At 64.5% G+C, this 23,076-nt stretch carries 25 protein-coding genes and 1 pseudogene; 16 read left to right on the top strand and 10 right to left on the bottom strand.

Annotated elements, in window-relative coordinates:
* Window positions 1–48: 48 nt before the first annotated feature.
* Complete coding sequence (locus Q1V43_RS07230; protein WP_300515871.1) at window positions 49–426, bottom strand: response regulator; 378 nt, start codon at window positions 424–426, stop codon at window positions 49–51.
* 401 nt (window positions 427–827) lie between these two features.
* On the opposite strand from Q1V43_RS07230, the gene Q1V43_RS07225 reads away from it, so the two are divergent.
* From Q1V43_RS07225 to Q1V43_RS07215, 3 genes are read left to right on the top strand one after another with little or no spacing between them, the layout of a single operon-like run.
* Window positions 828–1,754: a threonine-phosphate decarboxylase gene (locus tag Q1V43_RS07225; protein ID WP_300515868.1), complete on the top strand. Its 927-nt coding sequence runs from the start codon at window positions 828–830 to the stop codon at window positions 1,752–1,754.
* A complete protein-coding gene (gene cbiB, locus Q1V43_RS07220; RefSeq protein ID WP_300515865.1) occupies window positions 1,751–2,653 on the top strand; it encodes an adenosylcobinamide-phosphate synthase CbiB in 903 nt (300 codons plus the stop codon). The genes Q1V43_RS07225 and cbiB overlap by 4 nt, the downstream gene beginning before the upstream one ends.
* Window positions 2,654–2,701: 48 nt before the next feature.
* Complete coding sequence (locus Q1V43_RS07215) at window positions 2,702–3,883, top strand: peptidoglycan-binding protein (RefSeq protein ID WP_300515863.1); 1,182 nt, start codon at window positions 2,702–2,704, stop codon at window positions 3,881–3,883.
* A gap of 80 nt (window positions 3,884–3,963) precedes the next feature.
* Here Q1V43_RS07215 and Q1V43_RS07210 read toward each other — a convergent pair whose 3' ends face one another.
* Window positions 3,964–4,431, bottom strand: coding sequence for a YbjN domain-containing protein (locus Q1V43_RS07210; protein ID WP_300515860.1), 468 nt, complete (start codon window positions 4,429–4,431; stop codon window positions 3,964–3,966).
* A 104-nt stretch (window positions 4,432–4,535) separates the two neighbouring features.
* On the bottom strand, window positions 4,536–7,991 hold the full coding sequence (gene smc, locus Q1V43_RS07205; RefSeq protein ID WP_300515858.1) for a chromosome segregation protein SMC: 3,456 nt from the start codon (window positions 7,989–7,991) through the stop codon (window positions 4,536–4,538).
* Between the two features lie 185 nt (window positions 7,992–8,176).
* Between smc and Q1V43_RS07200 the strand changes: the two genes are divergently transcribed.
* The 3 genes from Q1V43_RS07200 to Q1V43_RS07190 are packed head-to-tail and all read left to right on the top strand — an operon-like array spanning window position 8,177 to window position 9,743.
* A complete protein-coding gene (locus tag Q1V43_RS07200) occupies window positions 8,177–8,629 on the top strand; it encodes a GNAT family N-acetyltransferase (protein ID WP_300515856.1) in 453 nt (150 codons plus the stop codon).
* On the top strand, window positions 8,626–9,054 hold the full coding sequence (locus tag Q1V43_RS07195; RefSeq protein WP_300515854.1) for a barstar family protein: 429 nt from the start codon (window positions 8,626–8,628) through the stop codon (window positions 9,052–9,054). The genes Q1V43_RS07200 and Q1V43_RS07195 overlap by 4 nt, the downstream gene beginning before the upstream one ends.
* Complete coding sequence (locus Q1V43_RS07190) at window positions 9,051–9,743, top strand: aspartate/glutamate racemase family protein (RefSeq protein WP_300515852.1); 693 nt, start codon at window positions 9,051–9,053, stop codon at window positions 9,741–9,743. The genes Q1V43_RS07195 and Q1V43_RS07190 overlap by 4 nt, the downstream gene beginning before the upstream one ends.
* A 174-nt stretch (window positions 9,744–9,917) precedes the next feature.
* Here Q1V43_RS07190 and Q1V43_RS07185 read toward each other — a convergent pair whose 3' ends face one another.
* Window positions 9,918–10,334, bottom strand: coding sequence for a hypothetical protein (locus Q1V43_RS07185; protein WP_300515849.1), 417 nt, complete (start codon window positions 10,332–10,334; stop codon window positions 9,918–9,920).
* Window positions 10,335–10,420: 86 nt separating this feature from the next.
* Window positions 10,421–10,816, bottom strand: a complete 396-nt coding sequence (locus tag Q1V43_RS07180; RefSeq protein ID WP_300515846.1) for a VOC family protein — start codon at window positions 10,814–10,816, stop codon at window positions 10,421–10,423.
* 38 nt (window positions 10,817–10,854) lie between these two features.
* Here Q1V43_RS07180 and Q1V43_RS07175 point away from each other — a divergent pair, with 38 nt between their 5' ends.
* The gene (locus tag Q1V43_RS07175; RefSeq protein ID WP_300515843.1) at window positions 10,855–11,652 is read left to right on the top strand and encodes a MaoC family dehydratase N-terminal domain-containing protein; all 798 of its coding nucleotides are present in this window, start codon (window positions 10,855–10,857) and stop codon (window positions 11,650–11,652) included.
* Window positions 11,653–11,784: 132 nt separating this feature from the next.
* Here the strand turns inward: Q1V43_RS07175 and Q1V43_RS07170 are convergent, their stop codons facing one another.
* Window positions 11,785–12,825, bottom strand: coding sequence for an FAD-dependent oxidoreductase (locus Q1V43_RS07170; RefSeq protein WP_300515840.1), 1,041 nt, complete (start codon window positions 12,823–12,825; stop codon window positions 11,785–11,787).
* Between the two features lie 53 nt (window positions 12,826–12,878).
* Between Q1V43_RS07170 and mnmD the strand changes: the two genes are divergently transcribed.
* Window positions 12,879–13,535, top strand: a complete 657-nt coding sequence (gene mnmD / locus Q1V43_RS07165; RefSeq protein WP_300515837.1) for a tRNA (5-methylaminomethyl-2-thiouridine)(34)-methyltransferase MnmD — start codon at window positions 12,879–12,881, stop codon at window positions 13,533–13,535.
* Window positions 13,535–14,401, top strand: a complete 867-nt coding sequence (locus Q1V43_RS07160) for a DMT family transporter (RefSeq protein ID WP_300515834.1) — start codon at window positions 13,535–13,537, stop codon at window positions 14,399–14,401. Before mnmD ends, Q1V43_RS07160 begins: the two co-directional genes overlap by 1 nt.
* Before the next feature lie 118 nt (window positions 14,402–14,519).
* On the opposite strand, the gene Q1V43_RS07155 is transcribed toward Q1V43_RS07160, so the two are convergent.
* Window positions 14,520–16,448 (bottom strand): lytic transglycosylase domain-containing protein, encoded by a 1,929-nt coding sequence (locus Q1V43_RS07155; protein WP_300515831.1) that lies wholly within the window; start codon window positions 16,446–16,448, stop codon window positions 14,520–14,522.
* Between the two features lie 132 nt (window positions 16,449–16,580).
* Here Q1V43_RS07155 and dapA point away from each other — a divergent pair, with 132 nt between their 5' ends.
* The 3 genes from dapA (at window position 16,581) to smpB (ending at window position 18,529) form a co-directional block, all read left to right on the top strand.
* Window positions 16,581–17,453 carry a 4-hydroxy-tetrahydrodipicolinate synthase gene (gene dapA / locus Q1V43_RS07150; protein ID WP_300515828.1) on the top strand — a complete coding sequence of 291 codons (873 nt, stop codon included), beginning with the start codon at window positions 16,581–16,583 and terminating at the stop codon, window positions 17,451–17,453.
* On the top strand, window positions 17,453–17,929 hold the full coding sequence (gene tsaA, locus Q1V43_RS07145) for a tRNA (N6-threonylcarbamoyladenosine(37)-N6)-methyltransferase TrmO (RefSeq protein ID WP_300515826.1): 477 nt from the start codon (window positions 17,453–17,455) through the stop codon (window positions 17,927–17,929). Before dapA ends, tsaA begins: the two co-directional genes overlap by 1 nt.
* A gap of 120 nt (window positions 17,930–18,049) precedes the next feature.
* The gene (gene smpB / locus Q1V43_RS07140) at window positions 18,050–18,529 is read left to right on the top strand and encodes an SsrA-binding protein SmpB (RefSeq protein ID WP_300515823.1); all 480 of its coding nucleotides are present in this window, start codon (window positions 18,050–18,052) and stop codon (window positions 18,527–18,529) included.
* Window positions 18,530–18,575: 46 nt separating this feature from the next.
* Here the strand turns inward: smpB and Q1V43_RS07135 are convergent, their stop codons facing one another.
* Complete coding sequence (locus Q1V43_RS07135) at window positions 18,576–18,893, bottom strand: transposase (protein ID WP_300515820.1); 318 nt, start codon at window positions 18,891–18,893, stop codon at window positions 18,576–18,578.
* Between Q1V43_RS07135 and Q1V43_RS07130 the strand changes: the two are divergent.
* Window positions 18,887–19,092: pseudogene (locus tag Q1V43_RS07130) on the top strand (transposase); the annotation flags it as partial. The gene Q1V43_RS07135 and the pseudogene Q1V43_RS07130 overlap by 7 nt on opposite strands.
* Here Q1V43_RS07130 and Q1V43_RS07125 read toward each other — a convergent pair.
* Entirely contained in the window at window positions 19,089–20,063 is a 975-nt protein-coding gene (locus Q1V43_RS07125; RefSeq protein ID WP_300515817.1) for a glutathione S-transferase family protein, read from the bottom strand. The pseudogene Q1V43_RS07130 and the gene Q1V43_RS07125 sit on opposite strands and share 4 nt — an antisense overlap.
* 174 nt (window positions 20,064–20,237) lie before the next feature.
* Here Q1V43_RS07125 and Q1V43_RS07120 point away from each other — a divergent pair, with 174 nt between their 5' ends.
* Window positions 20,238–20,588 (top strand): hypothetical protein, encoded by a 351-nt coding sequence (locus Q1V43_RS07120; RefSeq protein ID WP_300515814.1) that lies wholly within the window; start codon window positions 20,238–20,240, stop codon window positions 20,586–20,588.
* A 175-nt stretch (window positions 20,589–20,763) separates the two neighbouring features.
* Here Q1V43_RS07120 and Q1V43_RS07115 read toward each other — a convergent pair whose 3' ends face one another.
* A complete protein-coding gene (locus tag Q1V43_RS07115; protein ID WP_300515811.1) occupies window positions 20,764–21,948 on the bottom strand; it encodes a PatB family C-S lyase in 1,185 nt (394 codons plus the stop codon).
* Between the two features lie 97 nt (window positions 21,949–22,045).
* Between Q1V43_RS07115 and def (Q1V43_RS07110) the strand changes: the two genes are divergently transcribed.
* Both def (Q1V43_RS07110) and def (Q1V43_RS07105) read left to right on the top strand, forming a co-directional pair.
* Complete coding sequence (gene def, locus Q1V43_RS07110; RefSeq protein WP_300515808.1) at window positions 22,046–22,567, top strand: peptide deformylase; 522 nt, start codon at window positions 22,046–22,048, stop codon at window positions 22,565–22,567.
* On the top strand, window positions 22,564–23,058 hold the full coding sequence (gene def, locus Q1V43_RS07105; protein WP_300515806.1) for a peptide deformylase: 495 nt from the start codon (window positions 22,564–22,566) through the stop codon (window positions 23,056–23,058). Before def (Q1V43_RS07110) ends, def (Q1V43_RS07105) begins: the two co-directional genes overlap by 4 nt.
* Window positions 23,059–23,076 lie beyond the last annotated feature (18 nt).

Genomic DNA, 23,076 nt, shown 5'->3' with positions numbered 1-23,076 from the left:
AAAAGAAGCAGAGCAGCCGATGCGGAATCCACTACCGGAAACAGGGGCCTATTCGGCCGCAGCGGTGCCGGCCTGGCCGTGGTAGCTCACCAGGGTTGCCAGATCTTCCGGCGCCGTTTGCGCCGAGAGACAGGCACAGGCGTTTGCAGAATGCGCAAAGATCGAGCCGTCCGAGAAGAAGCTGGAAGCGGTCACGAAGATCACCTTGGCGTCAGGGTGGCGGTAGGCGGCGAAATCGGCCACGGTCAGCGCGCCGCCCCGGGCCAGATCAAGGTTCAGCACAATCACGTCGACGGCGCTTTCGGTCAGGTAGCGGACCGCGCTTTCCTCGCCATCCATCAGCCGCACTTCTGCGTCCTGACGTTCGAGATGCTGTTTCCAGATCCCGCCAAGGTCTTGATTGCTTTCAACAATCAGAACGCGCATTGCCACCTCTCCATTTCATTAAACTGTCGCATAAATCCGCCGGAAATTCCATTTGTTTCCTTCCAACTGGTTAAACCCGGGTGGCCTCGCCCATAGCGTGTCAGGCAGGGCGAAAGGAATGGACAAAGCGTTGCAATTCGGGTTGAAACCCGGGGCGGGAATTGGCGATCTGGCCCGGCGGGCCTGTCGATAGCGTCAGGAAGCCTGTCGCAACTTGCAAAATTCGCCCCGGGGGACCTGCGGTTCCTGACCAAAGGTTGTTCTTCCCGCGTATCGGGGGGCAATTGCCGTTAACAAAGGTTAATTTCAACCGGGAAGTGTTCCCTCGGAACACTTCCGCCAGCGGTTGGACCGGGGAATCGGCCGATAGAATCGCCCGGGGAATAAGGGGGAAGCACAGGATGGCACAGCGCGATCACGGCGGCGGTCTGGACGCCGCGAAAGCCCGGTTCGGAGGGGGGGCAAACGACTGGTTGGACCTGTCCACCGGCATCAATCCCCTGCCCTACCCGGTCGGCGAAACGGCGCCCGAAGCCTGGACGCGTCTTCCCGACCGGAACGCCTTCGACCGGCTGGAACAGGCGGCGCGCGACTTCTGGAAGATCCCGGACCAAGCGGCCGTTCTGGCCGCGCCCGGCGCCTCGGCGATCATCGCCCGTGTGCCGACGCTGGCCGCGCCCGGCGTGGTGGACATTCCCGCGCCCACCTATAACGAACATGCGGCCGCGTTCACCGGATCGGGCTGGCAGATCGGCGACAGTGGAACGGCCCGCGTGCTGGTGCACCCGAACAACCCGGACGGGCGGCTGTGGCAGGAGGGGCTGGACGCTCCCTTGATGGTGATCGACGAGAGCTTCTGCGACGTGACCCCCGAGGCCACGCATATCGCCCGCGCCGCCGCGCCCGGCACGCTAATCCTGAAGAGTTTTGGCAAGTTCTGGGGTCTCGCAGGGTTGCGGCTGGGCTTCGCCATCGGCAATCCGGCCCTGATCGAAAAGCTGCGCGAGGCGCTGGGGCCCTGGCAGGTCTCCGGTCCGGCGCTGGAGATCGGCGCGCGGGCCTTGGAGGATCTGGCCTGGGCCGAAGCAACCCGCGCCCGTTTGACCCGCGATACGGCCCGCATGGACGGCTTGCTCACCGCGAGAGGGGCCCGGCTGGCGGGGGGCACGACGCTTTTTCGCCTCTATGAGGTCGACAGTGCCGAAACCTGGTTTTGCCGCCTGGCCCGAGCCCATGTCTTGACCCGCGTCTTTCCCTACTCGAAAACTTGGATACGGCTGGGCCTGCCCGGACCGAATGGTTGGGATCAGTTGGAGCGTGCCCTGTGACGATTGTGATTGCGATGCTGCTTGATGCCCTCATGGGCGAACCGGACTGGATCTGGCGGCGGGTGCCGCATCCGGCGGTGCTGATGGGGCGGGCAATCGGCTGGCTCGACAAACGGTTCAACCATGGCAGCCTGTTGGCAGGCGGCGCAGTTCTTGCCGTTCTGGTCGTTGCGGCGGGGATGCTGGGCCTGTTGCTGAGTGCATTTGGCCCGGTGGCGGAGGTCCTGATCGGTGCGATTCTGATCGCGCAGAAAAGACTGGTCGAGCACGTGCGCGCAGTGGCCACGGGGCTGCGGTTCTCGCTTGCCGAGGGTCGGCGAAACGTGGCCATGATCGTCGGACGTGATACCGCAGGCATGGACCGTTCGGCAGTGGCCCGCGGCGCGATCGAAAGCGCGGCCGAGAACCTGTCGGACGGGGTCATCGCGCCGGTGTTCTGGTTTCTGATCGGGGGCTTGCCGGGGCTCATGATCTACAAGGTGACGAACACGGCGGACAGCATGATCGGCTACCGCACGGCGAAATACGAGCGCTTCGGCAAGGCGGCGGCTCGGTTCGATGATCTGCTGAACTGGATTCCCGCGCGGCTGAGCGCAGTTCTGATCGTGGCCGCCCATTTTCGCCCCGACGCCTGGCGCGCGGTGCGGGCGGACGCACCCAGGCACCGCAGCCCGAACGCGGGCTGGCCCGAGGCCGCGATGGCGCAGGTTCTGGGCGTCGCCCTGTCCGGCCCGCGCACCTATGACGGCGAGCTTCGGCAGTATCCCTGGGTCAATATCGGCGGGCAACGCATGCTGACCCATGAAGATGTCGACCGCGCGGCGTCTGCGTTGTGGCGCACCTGGGCCCTGCTCTTCGCGGTGGTCGCGCTGGGTGCACTGATCATCGCGGTTGTCTGAGGAGCCAAACCCTTTATCCTGACTTCAACGTCTTTCAGAGAGGGTTTCATGCGTATCATTCTCAGCGCCGCCGCGCTTCTCTTCGTGGCTGGCGCCGCCAGCGCGCAGGTCAGCGTACAATGTGGCGGCAGTTTTTCGAATTTCGTTGCCAAGATGACCGATGCCGCCGCGCGCAAGGGCCATGACCGGGGGGTCGCGCAGCGTTTCTTTGCCGGCGTTCGCCATGACCCGGCCACGATCAAGGCGGACCGCGCCCAGGGGATTTTTGCCAAGACCTTTACCGAGTTCTCACGTCAGTTGATCAGCCAGAATCGCATGGATCACGGCCGCCGCAACCTGCAAAAACACGCCGCGATCTTTGATCGGATGGAACGGCAATACGGCGTCTCGCGCGGGGTGCTGACAGCTTTCTGGGCCTTCGAGACGGATTACGGCGGCTTTCAGGGCAATTTCAATACGCTGAATTCGCTGATGACCTTGAGCCACGACTGCCGCCGACCGGAGCTGTTCCAGCCGCAGGTCTTTGCCGCGTTGGAGCTGTTCGAACGGGGCGATTTCAACCCGGCCACTTCGACAGGCGCCTGGGCGGGCGAGATCGGCATGGTCCAGATGCTGCCCGGCGACATTATCGAGGCGGGTGTGGACGGCGATGGCGACGGGGTGGTGGACCTGCGCCGCTCGCCTGCCGATGCGCTGCTCTCCGGGGCCAATATGCTGAAACGGCTGGGCTGGCGCGCGGGCGAACCCTGGCTGCAGGAGGTTGTGGTGCCAGCCGATCTGGACTGGTCCAGGACCGGGCTCGATACCTCGATGAAGGTCGGCGAATGGGCCAGGCTGGGCGTCACGGCGCGCAATGGCAACCTCGGGCCGGAAACCCTTGAGGCCTCGATCCTGCTGCCCCAGGGACGCAAGGGTCCGGCCTTCATCGCCTATCCGAACTACCGGGTCTATTTCGAGTGGAACAAGAGCTTCGTCTACGTGACCACGGCAGCCTATTTCGCCACCCGTCTGGAAGGCGCGCCGGTGTTCGACCCGCGCAACCCGGAAGCGGGACTGTCTGGGGCGCGGATGAAACAGCTTCAACAGAAACTGAAGGCGCGTGGTCATGACGTGGGCAAGGTGGACGGTATCCTGGGCGCCAAAACCCGCGCCGCCGTGCAGGCGGAACAGAAGCGGCTGGGAATGCCCGCGGATGCCTGGCCGACACCGGCGCTTCTGAACGCGCTGTAGGAGCCGCGAGCCCGGGCGCCAAAAAAAAGAAACGCCGCGGAGAACCCGCGGCGTTTGCTGTTTCCTGTCTCAGGCGTGGCTTACCAGCCGATGGTCGCCTCAAAGCCCTCGAACTCTTCGACCCAGAGCGCCACGACCGACGCGAAGTCCACAGCATCCATGCCCTGGCCACCCATGTAGACGTCGTATTCCAGCTTCGTCACCCCGTCATCCAGCACATAGGCGCGCGAGTAGCGGCGGTCGGTGTTCCATTGGTTTACCATCTGCATCGACACGGACCCATCGGCGTTATAGCCCGAATAGAACTGGATCGATCCGCAATCGGCCCCCCCCGTGCAATCGTAAAAGAAGATCGTATATTCACTGCCGGACTGGCGCACGGTGATCATCGGATCATCAACGGTGTCACGACCAAGGCGCGCGGGCACCCCTTCGTTGAAATAGTAGTCCATGATCGACTGCGGATTGCTTGCCGTCACGTTCTGTGCACTTGCCGCCGTCGCCACGAACGCCAGCGCGCCTGCCGCAAGAACAGTCTTGAAATCCATTAAACCTCTCCCCGGAATAGATCTTGTCGGCTTGAGCTTACGCAGCACAAGACAGGCGGGCAACGGGGGAATTCCAGAAAGTTTCCAGCGCAGGCTAGGTCGGGTCAGGCGACCATCGCCTCGGCCTTTTTCAGGTCCACGCTGACCAGTTGGCTGACGCCCTGTTCGGCCATGGTCACGCCGAAAAGACGGTCCATGCGGGCCATGGTGACGGCGTGGTGGGTGATGATCAGAAATCGCGTGTCGGTGCGGCGCGTCATCTCGTCCAGCATGTCGCAGAAACGGGTGACATTGGCATCGTCCAGCGGCGCGTCGACCTCGTCCAGCACACAGATCGGCGCGGGATTGGCAAGGAACACGCCGAAGATCAGCGCCAGCGCCGTCAGGGTCTGTTCACCGCCCGACAGCAGGCTCAGGGTCGAGAGTTTCTTGCCCGGCGGCTGGCACATGATCTCCAGCCCCGCCTCCAGCGGGTCGTCGCTTTCGACCAGCACCAGCTTGGCCTCGCCACCGCCGAAGAGGTGGGTGAACAGCATGCGGAAGTTGTTGTTGACCTGTTCAAAGGCGGTCAGAAGCCGCTCGCGGCCTTCCTTGTTCAGACTGGCAATGCCGGTGCGCAGCGCGCGGATGGCTTCCTCCAGGTCGGTCTTTTCCTTGACCAGGTTGTCGTGTTCTTCCTGAACTTCCCTGGCATCCTCTTCGGCGCGCAGGTTCACCGCACCAAGGGCATCGCGCTGGCGTTTCAGCCGGTTCACATCGTGTTCGATCTGCTCGGAGCCGGGCATCTGGTCAGGATCGACGTCGAGACTGTCCAGCAGGTCCTGCGGCGAGACCTCCTGTTCCTCGCCGATCCGTTCGGCAGCATAGGCGACTGTCTCGCGGGCGGCATCCGTGCGGGCTTCGGCGCGGGCGCGGGCTTCGCGGGCCTCACCGGCCATGCGGGCGGCGTCGCGTTCGGCACCCGCCGCTTCGCGTTCCTGGTTTTCGCCCTCGGCCAGCGCATCGGCGCCGGCCTGGCGGCGCGCTTCGGCCTCGTCGATGGCCGAGGACAGCTCTTCGCGCTTGGCGGCCAGTTCCCCGGGGGCGGCGGTGGCTTCATACAGGTCTTCGGTCGAGGCCTCGCGGCGCTCTTCCAGCTCGGCGATACGCCGTTCGGCGGTGTCCAGGCGGTGGCGCCAGCCGCTGATTTCCTTGTGGATTTCCTGACTGCGCTTGACCCGGGCCTCACCCTCGCGGCGCAGCTCGTCATGGGACGACCGGCGCGTCATCATCGTCATGCGCGCGGCCTCGACGGTCATTTTGATGTCTTCGACCTGCCCCCGTGCCGAGTCCAGGTCGCCCAGATCGGCCACGGCGCGTTCTGCCTCGGCAAGACGCTGACGGGCAGCCATCGCCTCTTCCTCGTGGCGGGTCACGGCCAGGCCGAGGTTTTCCAGCTTGCCGCCGGCGATATTGCGGTCGGCCTCGGCACGCGACAGGGCGCGGTTGGCCTCGTTCACGGCGCGGTCGGCGTCGCGGCGGCGTTCGCGGGCCAGCTTGTCGGCCTCGGTGGTCAGGACCAGCTGCTCTTTCAGCATGTCATGCGCGGCGCGGGCGCCGTCGGCACGGGCGGTCGCTTCTTCGAGGTCCTGTTTCAACTCCTGCAAGCGGTTCAACTGCTCCAGCCGCAGCGCGGCGGTCGAGGGCGCATCCTCGGCGCCCGCGCGGAACCCGTCCCAGCGCCACAGGTCGCCTTCAATGGACACCAGCCGTTGCCCGGGTTTCAGCTCCGATTGCAGACGCGGCGCATCTTCCGGGTCAATCAGTCCGACCTGGGACATGCGGCGGGCAAGGACTTCGGGCACGGTGACATAGTTGGTCAGCGCCATGACACCATCGGGCAGCGGCTGCGCCTGCGGATAGACCGGCAGCGTGGCCCAGCCCGAGGGCGCATCGCCGTCGATGGCGGGCGCCCGCAGGTCATCGGCCAGCGCCGCACCCAGCGCCTTTTCATAGCCCGATTTGACCCGCACCAGATCCAGAACCTGGCCCTGTTCGGAGCTGTCACGTTCCACCAGACGGGCCAATGCCTGTACCTCGGCATGGAGCGCATTCACCTCACCCTCGGCGGAGGAACGCGCGGCGCGGGCATCGGCCTCGCGGGCCTGCGCATCCGCGCGGGCGTCATCGGCTGCGGCCAGCGCATCTTCGGCCAACTCGGCGGCTTCGGCGGCCTGTTCGTGGGCCTCGGTGGCGCGTTCGAAATCCTCGTCCGACCGGGACAGAGACGCGCGGGCCTCGTCCACGGCAGCACGGGCCTTGGTCGCCTCGACCTCGGATTTCGCCAGCGTCTTCTGGCTGTCCTCCAGCAGGCGGTGGGCGGATTGGTGACGGGCGGCGAGGCGTGCGACATCCTCGGTCAGTTGGGCAAGGTCGCTTTCGCGTTCCTGCAGCACACCGGCGGCCTCACGTGCGGCTTCCTTGGCCTCTTCCAGCTTGTCGTCATGGCCCTCGCTGGCCTTGCCGAGCTGCTCCTGCTCCCATTCCAGCCGCTCGATCGTTTCGCCCGCGTCCTTGTTCAGCCCGCTTTCACGGTCAATATCCTGGCCCAGCTGGTCGATCCGGCGTTTCAGCGTTTCGATCAGTTCAAGCGCCTGGGCCTCCTGATCGCTGAGCGTATCGCGCTGGACTTGCAGGCGCTGCAACACCGCCGCTGCAATCGCCTCTTCCTCGCGCAGGGCGGGCAGCTTGTCCTCGGCCGCCTCGCGCAGCTTGGTGGCGTTGCGGGCGTTGGCCTCGGCGCGGGCAGCGAGGGTGGTGCGTTCGGTCAGCTCTGCTTCTGCCGCCGAGCGGGCCTCATCAGCCTCCTTCCAGCGACGGTAGAGAAGCAGCCCTTCGGACTTGCGCAGCTCTTCCCCGATGGCGCGGTAGCGCTGCGCCTGACGGGCCTGACGGGCAAGCTGCGACAGCTGTCCGGCCAGTTGTTCGATCACGTCATCGACGCGGGTCAGGTTGGTCTCGGTCCCCTTGAGCTTCAATTCCGCCTCGTGGCGACGACGGTACAGGCCCGAAATGCCGGCGGCTTCCTCCAGCACCCGGCGACGCGCCTTGGGCTTGGCATTGATCAGCTCGGCGATCTGCCCCTGCCGTACCAGCGACGGCGAATGCGCCCCGGTGGAGGCGTCCGCGAACAGCATCTGCACGTCACGCGCGCGCACATCCTTGGTGTTGACCTTGTAGGCGGACCCGGCATCCCGGGTAATGCGGCGCACGATATCCAGACTGTCGGAATCGTTGAACCCCGACGGCGCGAGCCGTTCGGAATTGTCCATAAGCAGAGCCACCTCGGCGAAATTGCGCGCAGGGCGCGAGGAGGCACCGGCGAAGATCACGTCCTCCATCCCCGCGCCGCGCATCGCCTTGGCGCGGTTCTCGCCCATGACCCAGCGCAGGGCTTCCAACAGGTTCGACTTGCCGCAGCCGTTTGGCCCGACAACGCCGGTCAGCCCGTCCGCGATCACCAGATCGGTCGGGTCGACGAAGCTCTTGAAGCCATTCAGTCTGAGTTTGCTAAACCGCACGCGGGGCAAGGCCTGTTAGTGATTCCTGTAAAGGATGATTGTTCGGCCGCATTGGGAATGAGTCAACGCCGATCCCCACAATCTGGGGAAATCCGCCGAGTTATCCACAAGATATCGTGGTTGTGCGCGATTAAAATCCGGCGCAACCTGCGCGAAATGGTGTTGGGCGGCTTATGGGGGTGAAAATGAGCGTCATCATCGAAACGGGCGATCCGCGCGAGCCGCAGGCAACCGCCCTTCTGAAACAGTCTCACGCGCTGATGGAGAGCCTGTTTCCCCCCGAAGACAACCATTTCCTGGATATTTCCGAGCTCTGCCAGCCCGAGATCACCTTCTTCGTGGCACGTCAGGGCGACAAGATCCTGGGCACCGCAGCCCTGGCCAACAAGGGCGGCTATGGCGAGGTGAAGTCGATGTTCGTCTCGCCCGATGCGCGCGGGCTGGGAGTCGGGGCACGGCTGCTCGACCGGCTGGAAGCGCAGGCGCGCGAGATGGGACTGGGTGCGATGAAGCTGGAGACGGGGTCGCTCCTGAGGGAAGCGCACCGGCTCTATGCACGGGGCGGATTTGCCGAATGCGGGCCTTTCGGTGAGTACGAGGAAAATTCGTCGTCGCTTTTCATGGAGAAGGCGCTGTGACCCGGTACGAGATCGACGGAGCCCGGTTTGCAGATTTTGACGGTTTCTGCGACGAGATTTCCCGCCAACTGATCCCCGACACCTATTGGGGGCGCAACCTGAACGCCTTCAACGACATCCTGCGCGGCGGCTTCGGCACGCCGGAAGAGGGGTTTCACCTCGTCTGGCGCAACGCGGATCTGTCGCGGGACAGTCTGGGCCGGGCCGAGACCCTGCGCGTGCTGCGCGCGCAATTGAAGGCCGCGACGCCCGAGCAGCGTCCGCTGGTGCTGGAGGACATCGAGGACGTGCTGCGCGGCAGCGGCGATACGCTGTTCGACTGGCTGGTGATGATCCTGCAGGAACACGGACCCGGTGGCAGCGAAAGCGAGGACAACGTTACCCTGACCCTGCTGGGCACGGGTGGAACGGAGATGAAGCCTTGAAAACGATCGGCATTCTGGGCGGCATGTCGGCCGCTTCGACCCAGACCTATTACAAGGTTCTCTGCGACGAGACCCGGGCGCGGCTGGGCGGGCTGCATTCGCCCGACCTCCTGATCCGTTCGCTGGATTTTGCGCTGATCGAAAACTTGCAGATGGCGGGCAACTGGCAGGAGGCCGGTCGCATCCTGAACACCGAGGCACAGGCGCTGGAACGGGGTGGGGCCGAGCTGATCGTGCTGGCCACCAATACGATGCACAAGCTGGCAGGGGAAATGATGGGCGGCGTGGGCATTCCCATGCTGCACATCGCCGACGCCACCGCATCCGCGATCACCGAGGCCGGGTTGAAGCGGCCGGGGCTGATGGCGACCGCTTTCACGATGGAGCAGGACTTCTACACCTCCCGTCTGGTCTCGGCCGGACTGGAGCCGGTGATCCCGGGGGATGAGGATCGCGCCGAGACTCACCGCATCATCTATGAGGAACTGTGCAAGGACGTCACCACGGATGACAGCCGCGCGGCCTTTGAAAAGATCGCGGCACGGCTGGTCGAGGCGGGCGCGGATTGCCTCATCCTGGGCTGTACCGAGGTCGGGATGCTGCTGAACGCTGGCAATGTCGCGGCGCCGGTCTTCGACACCACGCTGATCCATTGCGAACGGGCCCTGGACTGGGCGCTGGCGGAGTGACTTCGCAAGGGGCCACCGGTTCGCAGGCGGCCCGGAACATGCGCGCCCGTATGGAGCTGGCCGCAATCCCTGCCGCCCTTTGAACCACGGGCTCTCAAAAGGCTGCCAGGATCTCCCGCGTGGGGGGGACTGCCCGGCCTCCTCTCTGCATTTCGCAGGCCGGTCCGAGGCCGCTCACACCGGGTCGCAATAGATTTCGGTCATGCGCACCCCGCGCCCCGCACTTTCCCAATCCGCCACCACCTGACAGTCATAGGCTTGCGGCCCGATCCGTTCGACCGGCGACAATCGACCCGAGCAATTCAGCCGCGCCCTCGCCATGGCCGGATCGCCGGCAAAGGTATTGCGGCGCAGCTTGCAACCGGTGGCCTGACGGATCGCCATTTCCGCCTTGGCTTGCGCCTCCGCCCAGTCCGGCAGCCATTCGCGCGAGGTTCGGATAAGCTCGACCCGGTCATCGCGGCGATAGACGGAAAAGCGGCTGCCATCGACCACAACTACCGTTCTTTCGGCCCGCGCCATGCCCGGCGTGGGACTGTCGCACGCCGCAAGGGGCAGAAATATTGACGCAAAAGCAAGGATCTGGCGCATGGGAGCCTCCTGTGCCGAGCGTCGCACACCTTGGTTAACCAAGTGTTACCAATTCCGGCCTCCCCCCTCCCCACCAATGCAAACCCTCAGGAATGCGGCGTGGAAACCTCGATCAGGTTGCCGTCCGGATCACGAAGGTAAAGCGACAGGATCGGCCCGGTTGCCCCGGTGCGCGCCACGGGGCCTTCCTCGACCTCCAGACCATGGGCCACGAAATGCACCTGCCAGTCAGCGAGCGGTGTCTCGGTCAGGAAACACAGATCGGCCGAGCCGGGCCCGGGCATGGCGGCCCTAGGCTCGAATTCCGCCCCCGCCTGGTGCAGGTTGATCTTCTGCACCCCGAAGGCAAGTGCCATGCGGGTCGTGCCATCGGCGGACTGGAACCGCTCTGCCTGCATACCAAGCACCCTGGTGTAGAAGGCAACGGTTTCGCCAATGTCCGCTACCGTCAGAACCAGATGATCGAGCGATGTGACACGCATGGGTTTTCCTTTTGGCGGGGCGGGGCTACGGTGCCACCATGACCGATGACCTGACCCGAACGCAAAGCGTTTCCGACGTGATGGACCCGGCTCGCGCGCACGCGCTTCATACTGCGCTGGGCCTGCCCGGTTCGCCGCCCGATATCCTGCCGCCCTTTTTCCACCATCTCTATTTCTGGGACGTCCAGCCATCCGATGCGCTAGGGCGGGACGGACATCCGAAAGTGGGCGGGGTGATCCCCGACATGGGTCTGCCACGCCGCATGTGGGCGGGAGGACGGCTGGAGTTCCTGTCGCCGTTACAGGTGGGGCAACCGGCGCAAAAACACAGCCGGGTAGAGAAAGCGTCCCACAAGGTCGGTCGCACCGGCCCGCTTGGCTTCGTCACCCTGCGCCACGAGGTCACGCAGGACGGGGAGGTGAAATTGCGCGAGTACCAGGACCTGGTCTATCGCGAGGACCCGAACCCGACAGCGCCCAAACACCTGCCCCCCGAGGCGGGCAAGGATGAAGACAGCTGCGAGGCCCACGGCTTTACCTCCACACTGCTTTTCCGCTATTCGGCGCTGACCTTCAACGGCCACCGCATCCACTATGACCTGGACTATTGCCGCGACTTCGAAGGCTACGCGGGGTTGGTCGTGCACGGCCCCTTGCTGGCGCAGTTGCTGATGCTGAAAGCCGCGCGGGAATTGGGCCCACTAAAGACGTTTGGTTTTCGCGCCACCGCCCCGCTGGTGCATAGGGAAACCGCCGAGCTTTGCCGAAAGGGCACCGACCTCTGGGTGCGGGGCCCGGACGGGCGCCAATGCATGGAAGCAACCGCAGAGGTTTGAGAGCCGCCTATGGAAATGCGCCTCTGCTTTCATCTTTCTTCAAATATCCCGGGGGGTCCGGGGGGCAGCGCCCCCCGGTCCAGCGGCCCTGACGAGAGCACCACAGGCGCTTGAACAAGGCCCTCTTGAGGGTTACAGGCTCGCCTCCACCCGGAACCGCTCCGGCACAAGATCCACGCCGTCCAGCACCAGATCCGCCATCACCTCGGCCACCTTCGGAGCCATGCCGAAACCGGTCTTGAACCCGCCATTGGCGATGAATTCCCCGTCCCGCCCAGGCCAGGCCCCCAACATCGGCGCACGGCTGCGGGCGCGGGGTCTGAGCCCGGCCCAGCGCTCGACCACCGGAGCAGCGCGCAGCACCGGCAGCACCTCGCCCGCCCGCAGCAGGATCTCATCCAACAGCTCGTCGGTACCATCTGGCGACGTATAGTCCCGCTCGGACGTCGATCCGACCGCCACGGTCCCATTCTCATGCGGCACGATCAGCACCGGCCCGGCCGCAACCTGCGCCATGCCGCGTGCATCCAGGCCCAGCACGGCGGCCTGGCCCTTGACCCCGTTGCCGACCTGCTTCTCACGCTCGGCGGACAGGGCCTGCAACCCGGCCAGCCCCGTGGCCCAGACCACTTTGCCTTCCGCAGGAGTGTCACCAATCACAACCTCTCCACCCAGCGCGCGAATGGCCCCCGCCAACGCGTCGCAGGCGGATCGTGGATGGATGCGGGCACTCAGCGTATCGTGAATCACCAGCCCCGTCGCGGAGGCGGGCGACCAGTCACCCCCGGGCGCCTCGACCACCTGCCACACCGCCTTGCCCTGCCAACAGGCCAACGCAGTTTCCGCCCTCTCGCGCGCCAGCTCCAGCCCGCGCTCGGTATCGACGGGCTGCAACCGTCCAATCCGGCCGTAACCTGTGGACAGGCCCGACAGCTCAGCCGCCCGCCCCCAGAACGCCTCGGCGAAAATCAGGCTCTGAAACTGAAACTCTTTAATATCGTTCCACTTTTCCGGCGCGTGAGGGGCCAGCATGCCGACTACGCCACCGGAACAGCCCGCCGCCACACCGGTGCGCTCCACCACGCGCACCTTCGCCCCGCGCAGCGCGCAGGCAAACGCGACGCTCAAGCCGAACACGCCCGCGCCCATCACGGTCACATCAGTGATTGCCAAAGCGCAAATCCTTCCCCATTGTCGCCCAGTTGCCCCCACTCATAGGCGATCACATGGGACAGGACCAGACGGCAGAGCTTGAATGGAAGGACGGTGCCACGCCGGTGGCCGTACGGTTCGACGACCCCTATTTCAGCCTGCAAAACGGGCTGGAAGAAACGCGCCATGTCTTCCTGGCGGGCAATGACCTGCCCGCGCGGCTCCGCCCCGGGTTTCACGTGGCCGAGCTGGGCTTCGGCACCGGGCTGAACATGCTGGCGCTGGCACTGGTGGCTGAATCCCCCACGCGTTTCACCAGTTTCGAGGCCTACCCGATGGCTACTGATGACATCGCCCGCGCGCTGAACGCCTTCCCCGAGGCGCGGGCAATAGCCGACCCCTTTCTGGACGCCTGGGCCAGGGGCGCACGAAGTTTTCGGGTCGGCCAGATCGAGGTCGAGGTGGTGGAAGGCGACGCCCGCAAGACCCTGGCAAAATGGGAAGGGCAGGCCGACGCCTGGTTCCTCGACGGGTTCTCGCCGGCCAAGAATCCCGAGCTTTGGGGCGACGAGTTGATGTTGGCCGTCGGCACCCATACTGCGCCGAATGGAACCTGTGCGACCTATACCGCCGCCGGCTTCGTGCGCCGCGCGCTGGAGGCCGCCGGTTTCCGGATCGCCCGTATCCCCGGCTATGGCCGCAAACGCCACATGACCGTGGGGAACCGCTGATGAGCGGCACGGACAATCGGCTGGGCATCTGGCTCATGGTCGCCACCACCTTCGTCTTTGCGATGCAGGACGGCATCTCGCGCCACCTGGCCGAAGCGACCAATGTCTACATGGTCGTCATGGTGCGCTACTGGTTCTTTGCCGCCTTCGTCATGGCCCTGTCCGCGCGCCGGGCGGGCAGCCTGTGGAAGGCGGCGGCGACCGAACAGCCGGTCCTGCAGGCCTTTCGCGGCACGCTCCTGGCCGCCGAGATCTGCGTCACGGTGCTGGCCTTCACCATTCTGGGCCTCGTGGAAAGCCATGCGGTGTTTGCCTCCTACCCGCTGATCGTCGCCGCGCTGTCCGGCCCGGTGCTGGGTGAACAGGTCGGCTGGCGACGCTGGGCGGCAATCGGAGTGGGGCTGATCGGCGTTCTTGTCATCCTGAAGCCGGGCTTCGGTGTGTTTTCCCCGGCCGCGATCATCCCGCTGATCGGGGCGGCCATGTTCGCGCTCTACGGGCTTCTGACCCGCTATGCCGCACGAAAGGACACCACTGCGACCAGCTTTTTCTGGACCGGCGTGACCGGCGCGGTCGTGATGACGGCGGTCGGCCTCTGGTTCTGGGAACCGATGAGCGGCCGGGATTGGATCTGGATGGGCGTGCTGTGCCTCTCGGGCGCCTTCGGCCACTGGCTGCTGATCAAATGCTACGAGGTCGCCGAGGCCAGCGCCGTGCAGCCCTTTGCCTATCTGCAACTGGTCTTCGTCTCGGTGCTGGGCGTGACCGTCTTCAACGAAACGATCGAGACCAACGTGATCCTCGGCGCAGCCATCGTCGTGGGCGCGGGGACCATTAACCAGATCCGCGCCCGCAGGGTGGCCTGAACCGGACAGCTACAACTTTATATTGCCAAAAAAATCCCGGGGAGCTCGAGGGGCAGGGCCCCTCGACACCGCGACGTCGAGGAGCGCGCCTGAGGCGCGTGAGGAGACGGCGCAATCCCTACTGCTTCAGTTCCCGAGACAACGAGAGCGGCGCGACCTTTCCCGTCAGACGCGCGCGATAGACGGCAAGGCTTTCCGTCACCCGCATCACGTAATTGCGTGTCTCGCGAAACGGAATGTGTTCGATCCAGTCGACGATATCGACCTCGGCGACGCGCACGTCCCCGAAAAGCTCGGACCAGCGCACCGACCGGGTCGGCCCCGCATTGTAGCCCGCCGCGATCAGCACCGGGTTGCCGTCGAATCGTTCGATCAGCGCGGCCAGATACTCGGACCCCAGCCGCGTGTTGTATTCCATATCCGTTGTCAGCCGGGCCTTGTCGTAGGACAGGCCCACTTCGGCGGCCATGTCCCGGGCCGTTCCCGGCATCAGTTGCATCAAACCCATCGCACCTGCGCCTGACACGACGGAGGGATCGAACTCGCTCTCGCGCCGGGCAATCGACAGCTCAAGGGCGCGCGGCACCGACCGGTTGCCGCGTCCGATGTCCGGTGTCGGGAAATAGGGCCCCGGTATGACCCAGCCCTTCCGCGCGGCATTTTTTGCCAGCATGACCTGCAAATGCGGCTCGTTCACCGACCCCGCCCAATCGGCCAGTTGCCCGATCCCTTCACGGGTCTGGGCGTCCGCCAGGTGCACGACGAAACGCCTCGCCCAGTAACGTTCTCCCGCCGCCTGCCAGAGCCGCACGGCCTCCATCAGCTCGCTGTTCCAGAATTCGGCCTCGGTAAAAGGTGGGAAAGTTTCCGTACCCGCCAGGTCGGGATCCATCGGCAACCCGGCCGCTTCGCCAGCCAGCTGGCCATAGAACGAGGTCTGATACTCCGCGCCAAACTCGTAAGCGGCCTGGGCCGCGATTTCATTGCCCACCGCGGCCTGTGCCCGGCCTTCCCAATACCCTGCCCGACCCAACGAGATCGGCGTCTGCACCCCCAGGCGGAAGCTGCGGAAATGCTCAAGCGCAAGCTCGGGCTTGTCCAGCTTGCGCAAGGCGAGGTAGCCCGCGAGCCATTCCAGATCGTTCTGGTTCGCGCCGCCCGAAAGGTAATGGGCCGTTGCCAGACGATAGGCCTCTTCCGCCCGGCCCTCCCGCATCAACCAACGCGCCAGCACGCGGCGCCAGCTGGCCCAGCGACCGGGATTCCCCAATGAGATCGCCGAGACGGAGCGTTCCAAGAGCAAAGCCACCGCATCGTCGTTGCGCCCCTTCGACGCCCGCCAGAGGAACCGTTCATAGGCCAGGCCGGGATCATCCTTCAGCGCGGCAGGCACCCCGGCAATCAGCGCATCCACGCCGTTGACCTTGCGCCGCAGGCCAATCCGCGCCTCTGCCAGCTTTTGCCGGTCCGCATCCACAAGCGGCAGCATGCGCCGGGCCTGTTCGGTCAGGCCGCGCCAGAGCAGCATGTCGAGGCGGTTCCAGTGATGTGCCCGGAGCACCGCGCGCCAGCCTGATTTGAACGCCTCTTCTTCCTCCTCGGACAGGGACATGGAAATCCAGGCAAGAACCACCTGCCCTTCAGCTTCCTCGCCTGCCCCGGTTTCCGTCAAGGCACGCGCATATTGCAACGCCCCGTGGCCGGTCTGCGGCGGCTGGTCGGCGAAATAGGCGAGCACCTCGGCGGCGGGCGTGTCGGGCGCTATCGTCCCCTCCATGCGTTTGCGCAGCAGCTTCAGACCGGGCCAGTCCCCATTGTCAGCAAGGAAAGCCCGCGCTTCGCCGAGCGTCCCCTCACCCGCGCGCAGACGGTGCCAGGCGATCAGTTCACCGGGCAACCCGGCCCCGGCCGCCTCGGTGGCGGCAGGCCAGTCCTCGTTCTCGACCGCGTCCATTGCGCGGCTCAGCGCGGCGACCTGGGCGGCATTTTGGGAAAGGGCGGGCAGGGCCAGCCAAATGGCGGCCAGCAGGCAAAGAATCCGTTTCATGGGAAAAAGGTAACGTCACGATGTCACTGGGCAACACACAAACTTGGCATTTGCCCCGAACACGGCTAATTTCCGCCGCGTTTGCAAAGGGGCGACTCGCGCCCCGCCAACTGGACAACAAAGGAACGTGTCATGTTCAAAGGATCTCTTCCTGCCCTGGTCACGCCGTTCAAGGACGGCGCAGTGGATTTCGACGCGCTCAAACACCTGGTCAACTGGCAGATCGAGCAAGGCTCCTCGGGCCTCGTGCCGGTGGGCACGACGGGGGAAAGCCCGACCCTGACCCATGAGGAACACGAGGCGGTCATCGAGGCCACGGTCGAAGCCGCCGCGGGCCGCGTGCCGGTGATCGCCGGAGCCGGGTCGAACAACACCGCCGAGACCCTGCGGTTCATGGAACACGCCAAGCGCGTCGGCGCCACCGCCGGGCTGGTGGTCACGCCCTATTACAATAAGCCGACCCAGCGCGGGCTGATCGCGCATTATACCGCCGTGGCCGATGCCGTGGACCTGCCGATCGTGATCTACAACATCCCCGGCCGTTCCGTGGTGGACATGTCGCCCGAGACCATGGGCGAGCTGGCAAAGCATAAGAACATCGTCGGCGTGAAGGACGCGACCGGCGACCTGGCCCGCGTGAGCTTTCAGCGCATGACCTGCGGCGCGGAGTTCTGCCAGCTGTCCGGTGAAGATGCCACCGCCCACGGCTTCAATGCTCAGGGCGGGGTGGGCTGTATCTCGGTTACTGCCAACGTGGCACCGCGTCTTTGCGCCGACATGCAGGCGGCGACGCTGGACGGCGATTATGCCCGCGCGCTGGAGATCGCCGACAAGCTGATGCCCCTGCACCAGGCGATCTTTACCGAACCAGGCCTGGTCGGAGCCAAATACGGCCTGTCGAAACTGGGCCGCTGCTCGACCGAGGTGCGCTCGCCGCTGACCGAGCTGGAGGACAGCACCAAGGCGCTGATCGACGCGGCCATGCGTCACGCCGACCTCGTCTGATGGGGTTCGAGAAACGCGAGGGGGAGGTCGCCCTCCCCTTCGATCCCGCCGACAGCGACGGACCGCGCGTGGCCTTCATCGGTCGCGTGCGTTCACGCTGGCAGCCGGGCGATGCGCCGCGCAATATCGGCTCGGCCCGCGAAGCTGGGGCGGCGGCGACCGTCGAGCTGGAGCCCGGCTATGCCCAGGGTCTGCAAGGGCTCGACGTCGGACGACATATCATCCTGATGTATTGGATGGATCGCGGACGGCGCGACCTGATCGTGCAAAGCCCCCGCCACACGGCGGCGGGACGCGGCGTGTTCTCCCTGCGCAGCCCGGTGCGGCCGAACCCGATTGCCATGTCGACGGTCAGGATCACTTCGCTGGACATCGAGGCGGGCGTGATCGGCATTGACGCCATCGACTGTTTCGACGGCACGCCGGTGGTGGACATCAAACCCTGGATCGAAACGATCGACATGCCGCAGGGGTAAGCGCACACCCCGCCTCCCGGAAACCGGGGGCATGTGCGGACCATGGCGCGCGAACGACAACGGCGCACCCGTTGCGCGCCGGGTCTGGACAGTGCCCGCTCAGGAGCCTACATCCCGGCCATGGCCAAGAAACCCAAATCCGACCCCAACTACAAGGTGATCGCCGAAAACCGGCGCGCGCGGCATGACTATGCGATCGAGGAAGACCTCGAATGCGGCATCGTGCTGTTGGGGTCCGAGGTAAAGAGCCTGCGCGCGGGCGGCGCCAATATCGCTGAAAGCTACGCCGCGGTCGAGGACGGAGAGCTCTGGCTGGTCAATGGCCGCATCGCCCCCTACGCCCAGGCCAAGACCTGGGGGCACGAGGAACGACGCAAGCGCAAGCTGCTGGTGTCGAAACGCGAACTCGCGCGGCTGTGGAACGCCACCCAGCGCAAGGGCATGACCCTGGTGCCGCTGGTGCTCTACTTCAACCACAAGGGCCTGGCGAAGATGAAAATCGGCATCGCCAAGGGTAAGAAGCACCACGACAAGCGCGCCGATGCCGCGAAACAGGACTGGAACCGCCAGAAGGCCCGCCTGCTGCGCGACAAGGGCTGACCACCTCGGCCTTCCCTTTCATCTTTCCAAAAGGGTCTATTCCAGCTCAGCGCCTGAGCGGTTTCAGTCTGCACGATTTAAGCAGCCCTTTGTAGAGGTCTTCGTTGCGCGTGTTGAAGCGGAATCCGGTCTCCTTCAGGAACACCGGGAAAGCGGTTCTGCGCAATCCATTAAACTTCTGGTGACGCCGCTTTGCGTAGCTCCAGAAGCTCTCGATCCCGTTGATGTGACGCCCGTCTTGAACGAACACCGGGGCTGCCTTGCCATAGTATTTCGTAATCCGGTGAAGGCGCCTGAAGCCGGCCTCGACCAGGCCGTCATAGGACCGGAAGCCGTCCGTGGTGATCTCGGCCGAAAGTTCCACCCAGCGCGACCGGAAGGTGCAGCGATCCGTGGATCACGCGATCTACCGCCAGAGGAACCTCTTCGAGAGATACTTCAACAAGATCAAACACTTCCGCCGCATCGCCACCAGGTTCGAAAAGCTCGCCGTCACCTTCCTTTCCGCAATCGCCCTCGCTTCAGCAAGACTGTGGACCAGAGCTTATGAGTCCACTACCTAGCCCCGTCCGTGCGGTTCCATCCAGTCCAACACCGGGTTGATCGGAATGATCCTGTGCGGATTGATGGTTTCATGGCTGTAGTGATAGTGCCGCACGATATGGTCGAAATGCACCGTGCCCGCCACTCCCGGCCACTGGAATAGCTCCCGCGTATAGGCCCAGAGGTTGGGGTAGTCGATCAGTCGCTTCCGATTGCATTTGAAATGCAGGTGATAGACCGGATCGAAACGTACCAGCGTGGTGAACAGCCTCCAATCCGCTTCGGTGACACGATCGCCCAGCAGGTAGCGGTTTTCGCCAAGACGCTCCTCCAACCAGCCGAGACTGTCAAACAGCTCCCTCACCGCCGCGTCATAAGCCTCCTGGCTGGTTGCGAATCCCGCCTTGTAGACGCCGTTGTTGACTGAACTGTAGACGCGCGCATTCACCTCTTCGATACGGGGGCGTAGGGCCTCGGGCCAGTAATCATCGCTGTTCCCGGTCAGCCCGTTGAAGGCGGAGTTGAACATGCGGATGATCTCGGAGCTTTCATTCGATACGATGGTTTCACGGTCCCGATCCCAAAGGACCGGCACCGTGACGCGGCCCGAGACATCGGGCTCCGCGCGGGTATAGACGTCGCGCATGAAGCGCTGGCCATGCAGCTGGTCTCCGGTCGCACCGGGGAAGCCCGTGTCGAAGGTCCAGCCCTCCGACAGCATGTCCGGATGCACGACCGAGACACCAATATGCTCCTCCAATCCCTTGATTTCCCGAAAAATTAAAGCACGATGCGCCCAGGGACAGGCATAGGAGACGTAGAGGTGGTAGCGCCCGCTTTCCGCCGCGAACCCGCCTTCTCCCGAGGGGCCTGCCGCCCCTTCAGGCGTGACCCAGTTGCGAAACTTTGCCGGTTTGCGCACGAAGGCGCCACCGGTGGATTTGGTATCGTACCAGGTGTCGTGCCAGGTGCCGTCGACGAGCTGTCCCATGGAATCTCCTTTCCTTCCCAACCTAGGCGCAGGTGCGCGGGGGGGGAAAGCGGCACCCCTGCGCAGGGGCGTTGCAAATCTGCACAGAAGACCCGGGAAACGCTGTGTCGCCAAAGGTTAACTTGACCGCAACCAAGCGAATGCCATGATTGGGGCCCGTCTTGGAGGATGGACATGGAATTTCTGCCCAAAGAGGTGCGCGAGGGTCTGGAAGCCGCCCGCAAACGCGACCTGAAGAAAAAGTCCCGTCTGCGCGTACGCGTAAACGAAGAGGCGTTCCCGGTGCTCAAATTCTGGGACACCGGCTTTGCGCTGGACATCGAGCGTGCGCCGCGACTGCGCGGGCTGGTCGATCTCTATGACGGGTCGCGTCACCTCTACCAGTGCCTGATTATCGCCTCGGAGGAGGAAAACGGTCAGATGAAATACGAATTCAAACGCAACACCGCGGTCGAGGATCGCGCGCCTCTGGATTTCGCCAGGGATGAAAACGCGCCCGTCGCGCTGATCCCCGGACGGGCGTAAGCCCCGCTGCCGGACACGGCTAAGGCCCGGACTTGGTCAGGGGCGGATTTTCGCCTCGGGTTCACCCCCGGCCATGGCCCGGGTTTCATGTATATCGGCATCCGAAGCGGCGATGCGCCCGGCGGTCCGGTCAGTGGGATATGTCACTGCCCGTCCCGCTCGCGCAGATCACCACCTATTGCAGATCACCGAAGGCCGCCTGCATGCGTTTCACCGCCTCGACCACCCGATCGCGCGAGGTGGCCAGGTTGAAGCGCATGAAGCTTTCCCCTCCGGTGCCGAAAGACGGGCCCGGGCTGGCGGCAATCTTCGCGTCGTCACGAATGCGGGCGGCAATCTCGTCATGTGTCATGCCCGTGTCCGAGAAATCCACCCAGGCCAGGTAGGTGGCGGCAAGGGGCAGCGAATGCAGCCCCGGGATGGCATTGATCCCCGTGTCAAAGATCCGCCTGTTCTCGGCAAGATGCGCAATCTGCGCATCGACCCACGCGGCGCCTTCCGGACTGTAGGCAGCGGTGATCATTTCGACACCCAGCATGCCGGGCCCGTAGTCGAGGGTTTTCAGCCGGTGACGCATGGCCGCGCGCAGGTCGGGGTCCGCGATGATCATGTTGCCTGTGCGCTGCCCGGCAACATTGAAAGTCTTCGAGGCCGCGGTCAGTGTCACCAGACAGGGGCGGGCTTCCGGCGCAGCCACGTCCATCGGCACGAAGGTGCTGCCCGGATAAACAAGGTCATGGTGGATTTCGTCGGAAATCAGCAACAGATCGTTGCGCCGGGCAAATTCGGCAACCTGGCGCAATTCCTCGGGCGTCCAGACCCGTCCGGACGGGTTCTGTGGCGAACACCAGATGAGGATCTTCTCGGCGCCCGTCAGCCGGGCCTGTGCGTCCTCCAGATCCAGCGCATAGGTGTCACCATCGCGCTTCAGCGGGCATTCAACCACCTTGCGGCCGGCCCGGTTAATCTTCATCGCGAATTCGTGGTAGACCGGTGAGAAGATGACAATGCCATCCCCCGGATTGCTCCACACATCAAGGCTCAGCGCGATGGCATTGCCAAGCCCCTGGCTGGTCAGCACCCAGTCTGGTTCGATCTGCCAACCGTGCCGGTTCTTCATCCACCAGACCACGGCATTCAAATAGTCGGGATGGTCCCAGGAATAGCCGAACACGCCATGGTCCGCCGCCTTGCGAAGAACCTCGCGCACACAGGGCGCGGTGGGAAAATCCGAATCCGCCGTCCACATCGCCAGGCCGCCCTCGGCCGGGACACCGAACAGGGCCTCCATCTTGTCCCATTTGGTACAGTTGGTGCCGACACGGTCGACGTGTTCATTGAAGTCGTCGGAAAAGGTCATTCATGGGCTCCCCGGATGCGTCCGCGACAAGCTAGCGCCGAATTTGCCATGTGCAAGAGGCGTTGCGCCCAAACGGGTCATCGCATACATGAAACCCATGACACTGCGACCGATCCTGATCCACCCCGACCCGCGCCTGAAGAAGGTGTGCGATACCGTGCCGGACCTGTCCGACGAGCTGCGTACGCTGGCGAAGGACATGCTGGAAACCATGTATGATGCGCCCGGCATCGGCCTTGCCGCGCCGCAGGTCGGCGTGACCAAGCGGCTGATCGTGCTGGACTGCGTCAAGGACGAAGACACCGCGCCGCAGCCCTTGATCATGTTCAACCCCGAGATCATCGGCAAAAGCGACGAGACCAACGTCTATGAGGAAGGCTGCCTGTCGATCCCCGAGCAATTCGCCGAAGTGACCCGCCCGAAAGAGGTCGCCGTGCGCTGGCTCGACATGGACGGCAATGTGCAGGAGCGCGACTTCGACGGGCTCTGGGCGACCTGCGTGCAGCATGAGGTCGACCATCTGAACGGGATCCTGTTCATTGACCACCTGAAGCCGCTCAAGCGCCAGATGATCACCCGCAAGATGCAGAAGCTGAAACGCGAGATGGCGCGCGGATGAGCCACCGACCCTTTCTCATGTGGCCGGATACGCGGCTGCGCACCCCGGTCGCACCGATCGAGGCCGTCACCGACGAGACCCGCGCGATCTGGGACGAGATGATCGAGGCGATGGATGCGATGCCCGGCGTCGGTCTGGCCGCAGTGCAGCTGGGCATCATGCAGCGGCTGGCCGTGGTGGACGCCTCGGACGAGCGCGGCCAGGCGGTGCGCATGGCCAATCCGGAAATCCTGCACAGCTCGATCGAGTTTCGCGAGCACGAGGAAGCCAGCCCCAACCTTCCTGGCGTGTCGGCCAGGTTCAAACGCCCACGCGCCGTGACGGTGCGGTTTCTGAACCAGGCAGGCGTCTGGGACCGCAAGGATTTCGTCGGGCTCTGGGCCACCTCGGTGCAGCACCAGATCGACCACCTGAACGGGCGCATGTATTTCGACAACCTGTCGAAAATGAAGCGCGACATGCTGCTGAAGAAGGCAAAGAAGCTGCGGTGAGGACCGCTCCAGTCCGAC

It is taken from the genome of Aliiroseovarius sp. (assembly GCF_030148435.1).
GTDB lineage: Bacteria > Pseudomonadota > Alphaproteobacteria > Rhodobacterales > Rhodobacteraceae > JASBTN01.
The sequence above is the reverse complement of the archived record's forward strand: the minus strand, read 5'-3'. Positions and strand labels throughout refer to the sequence as shown.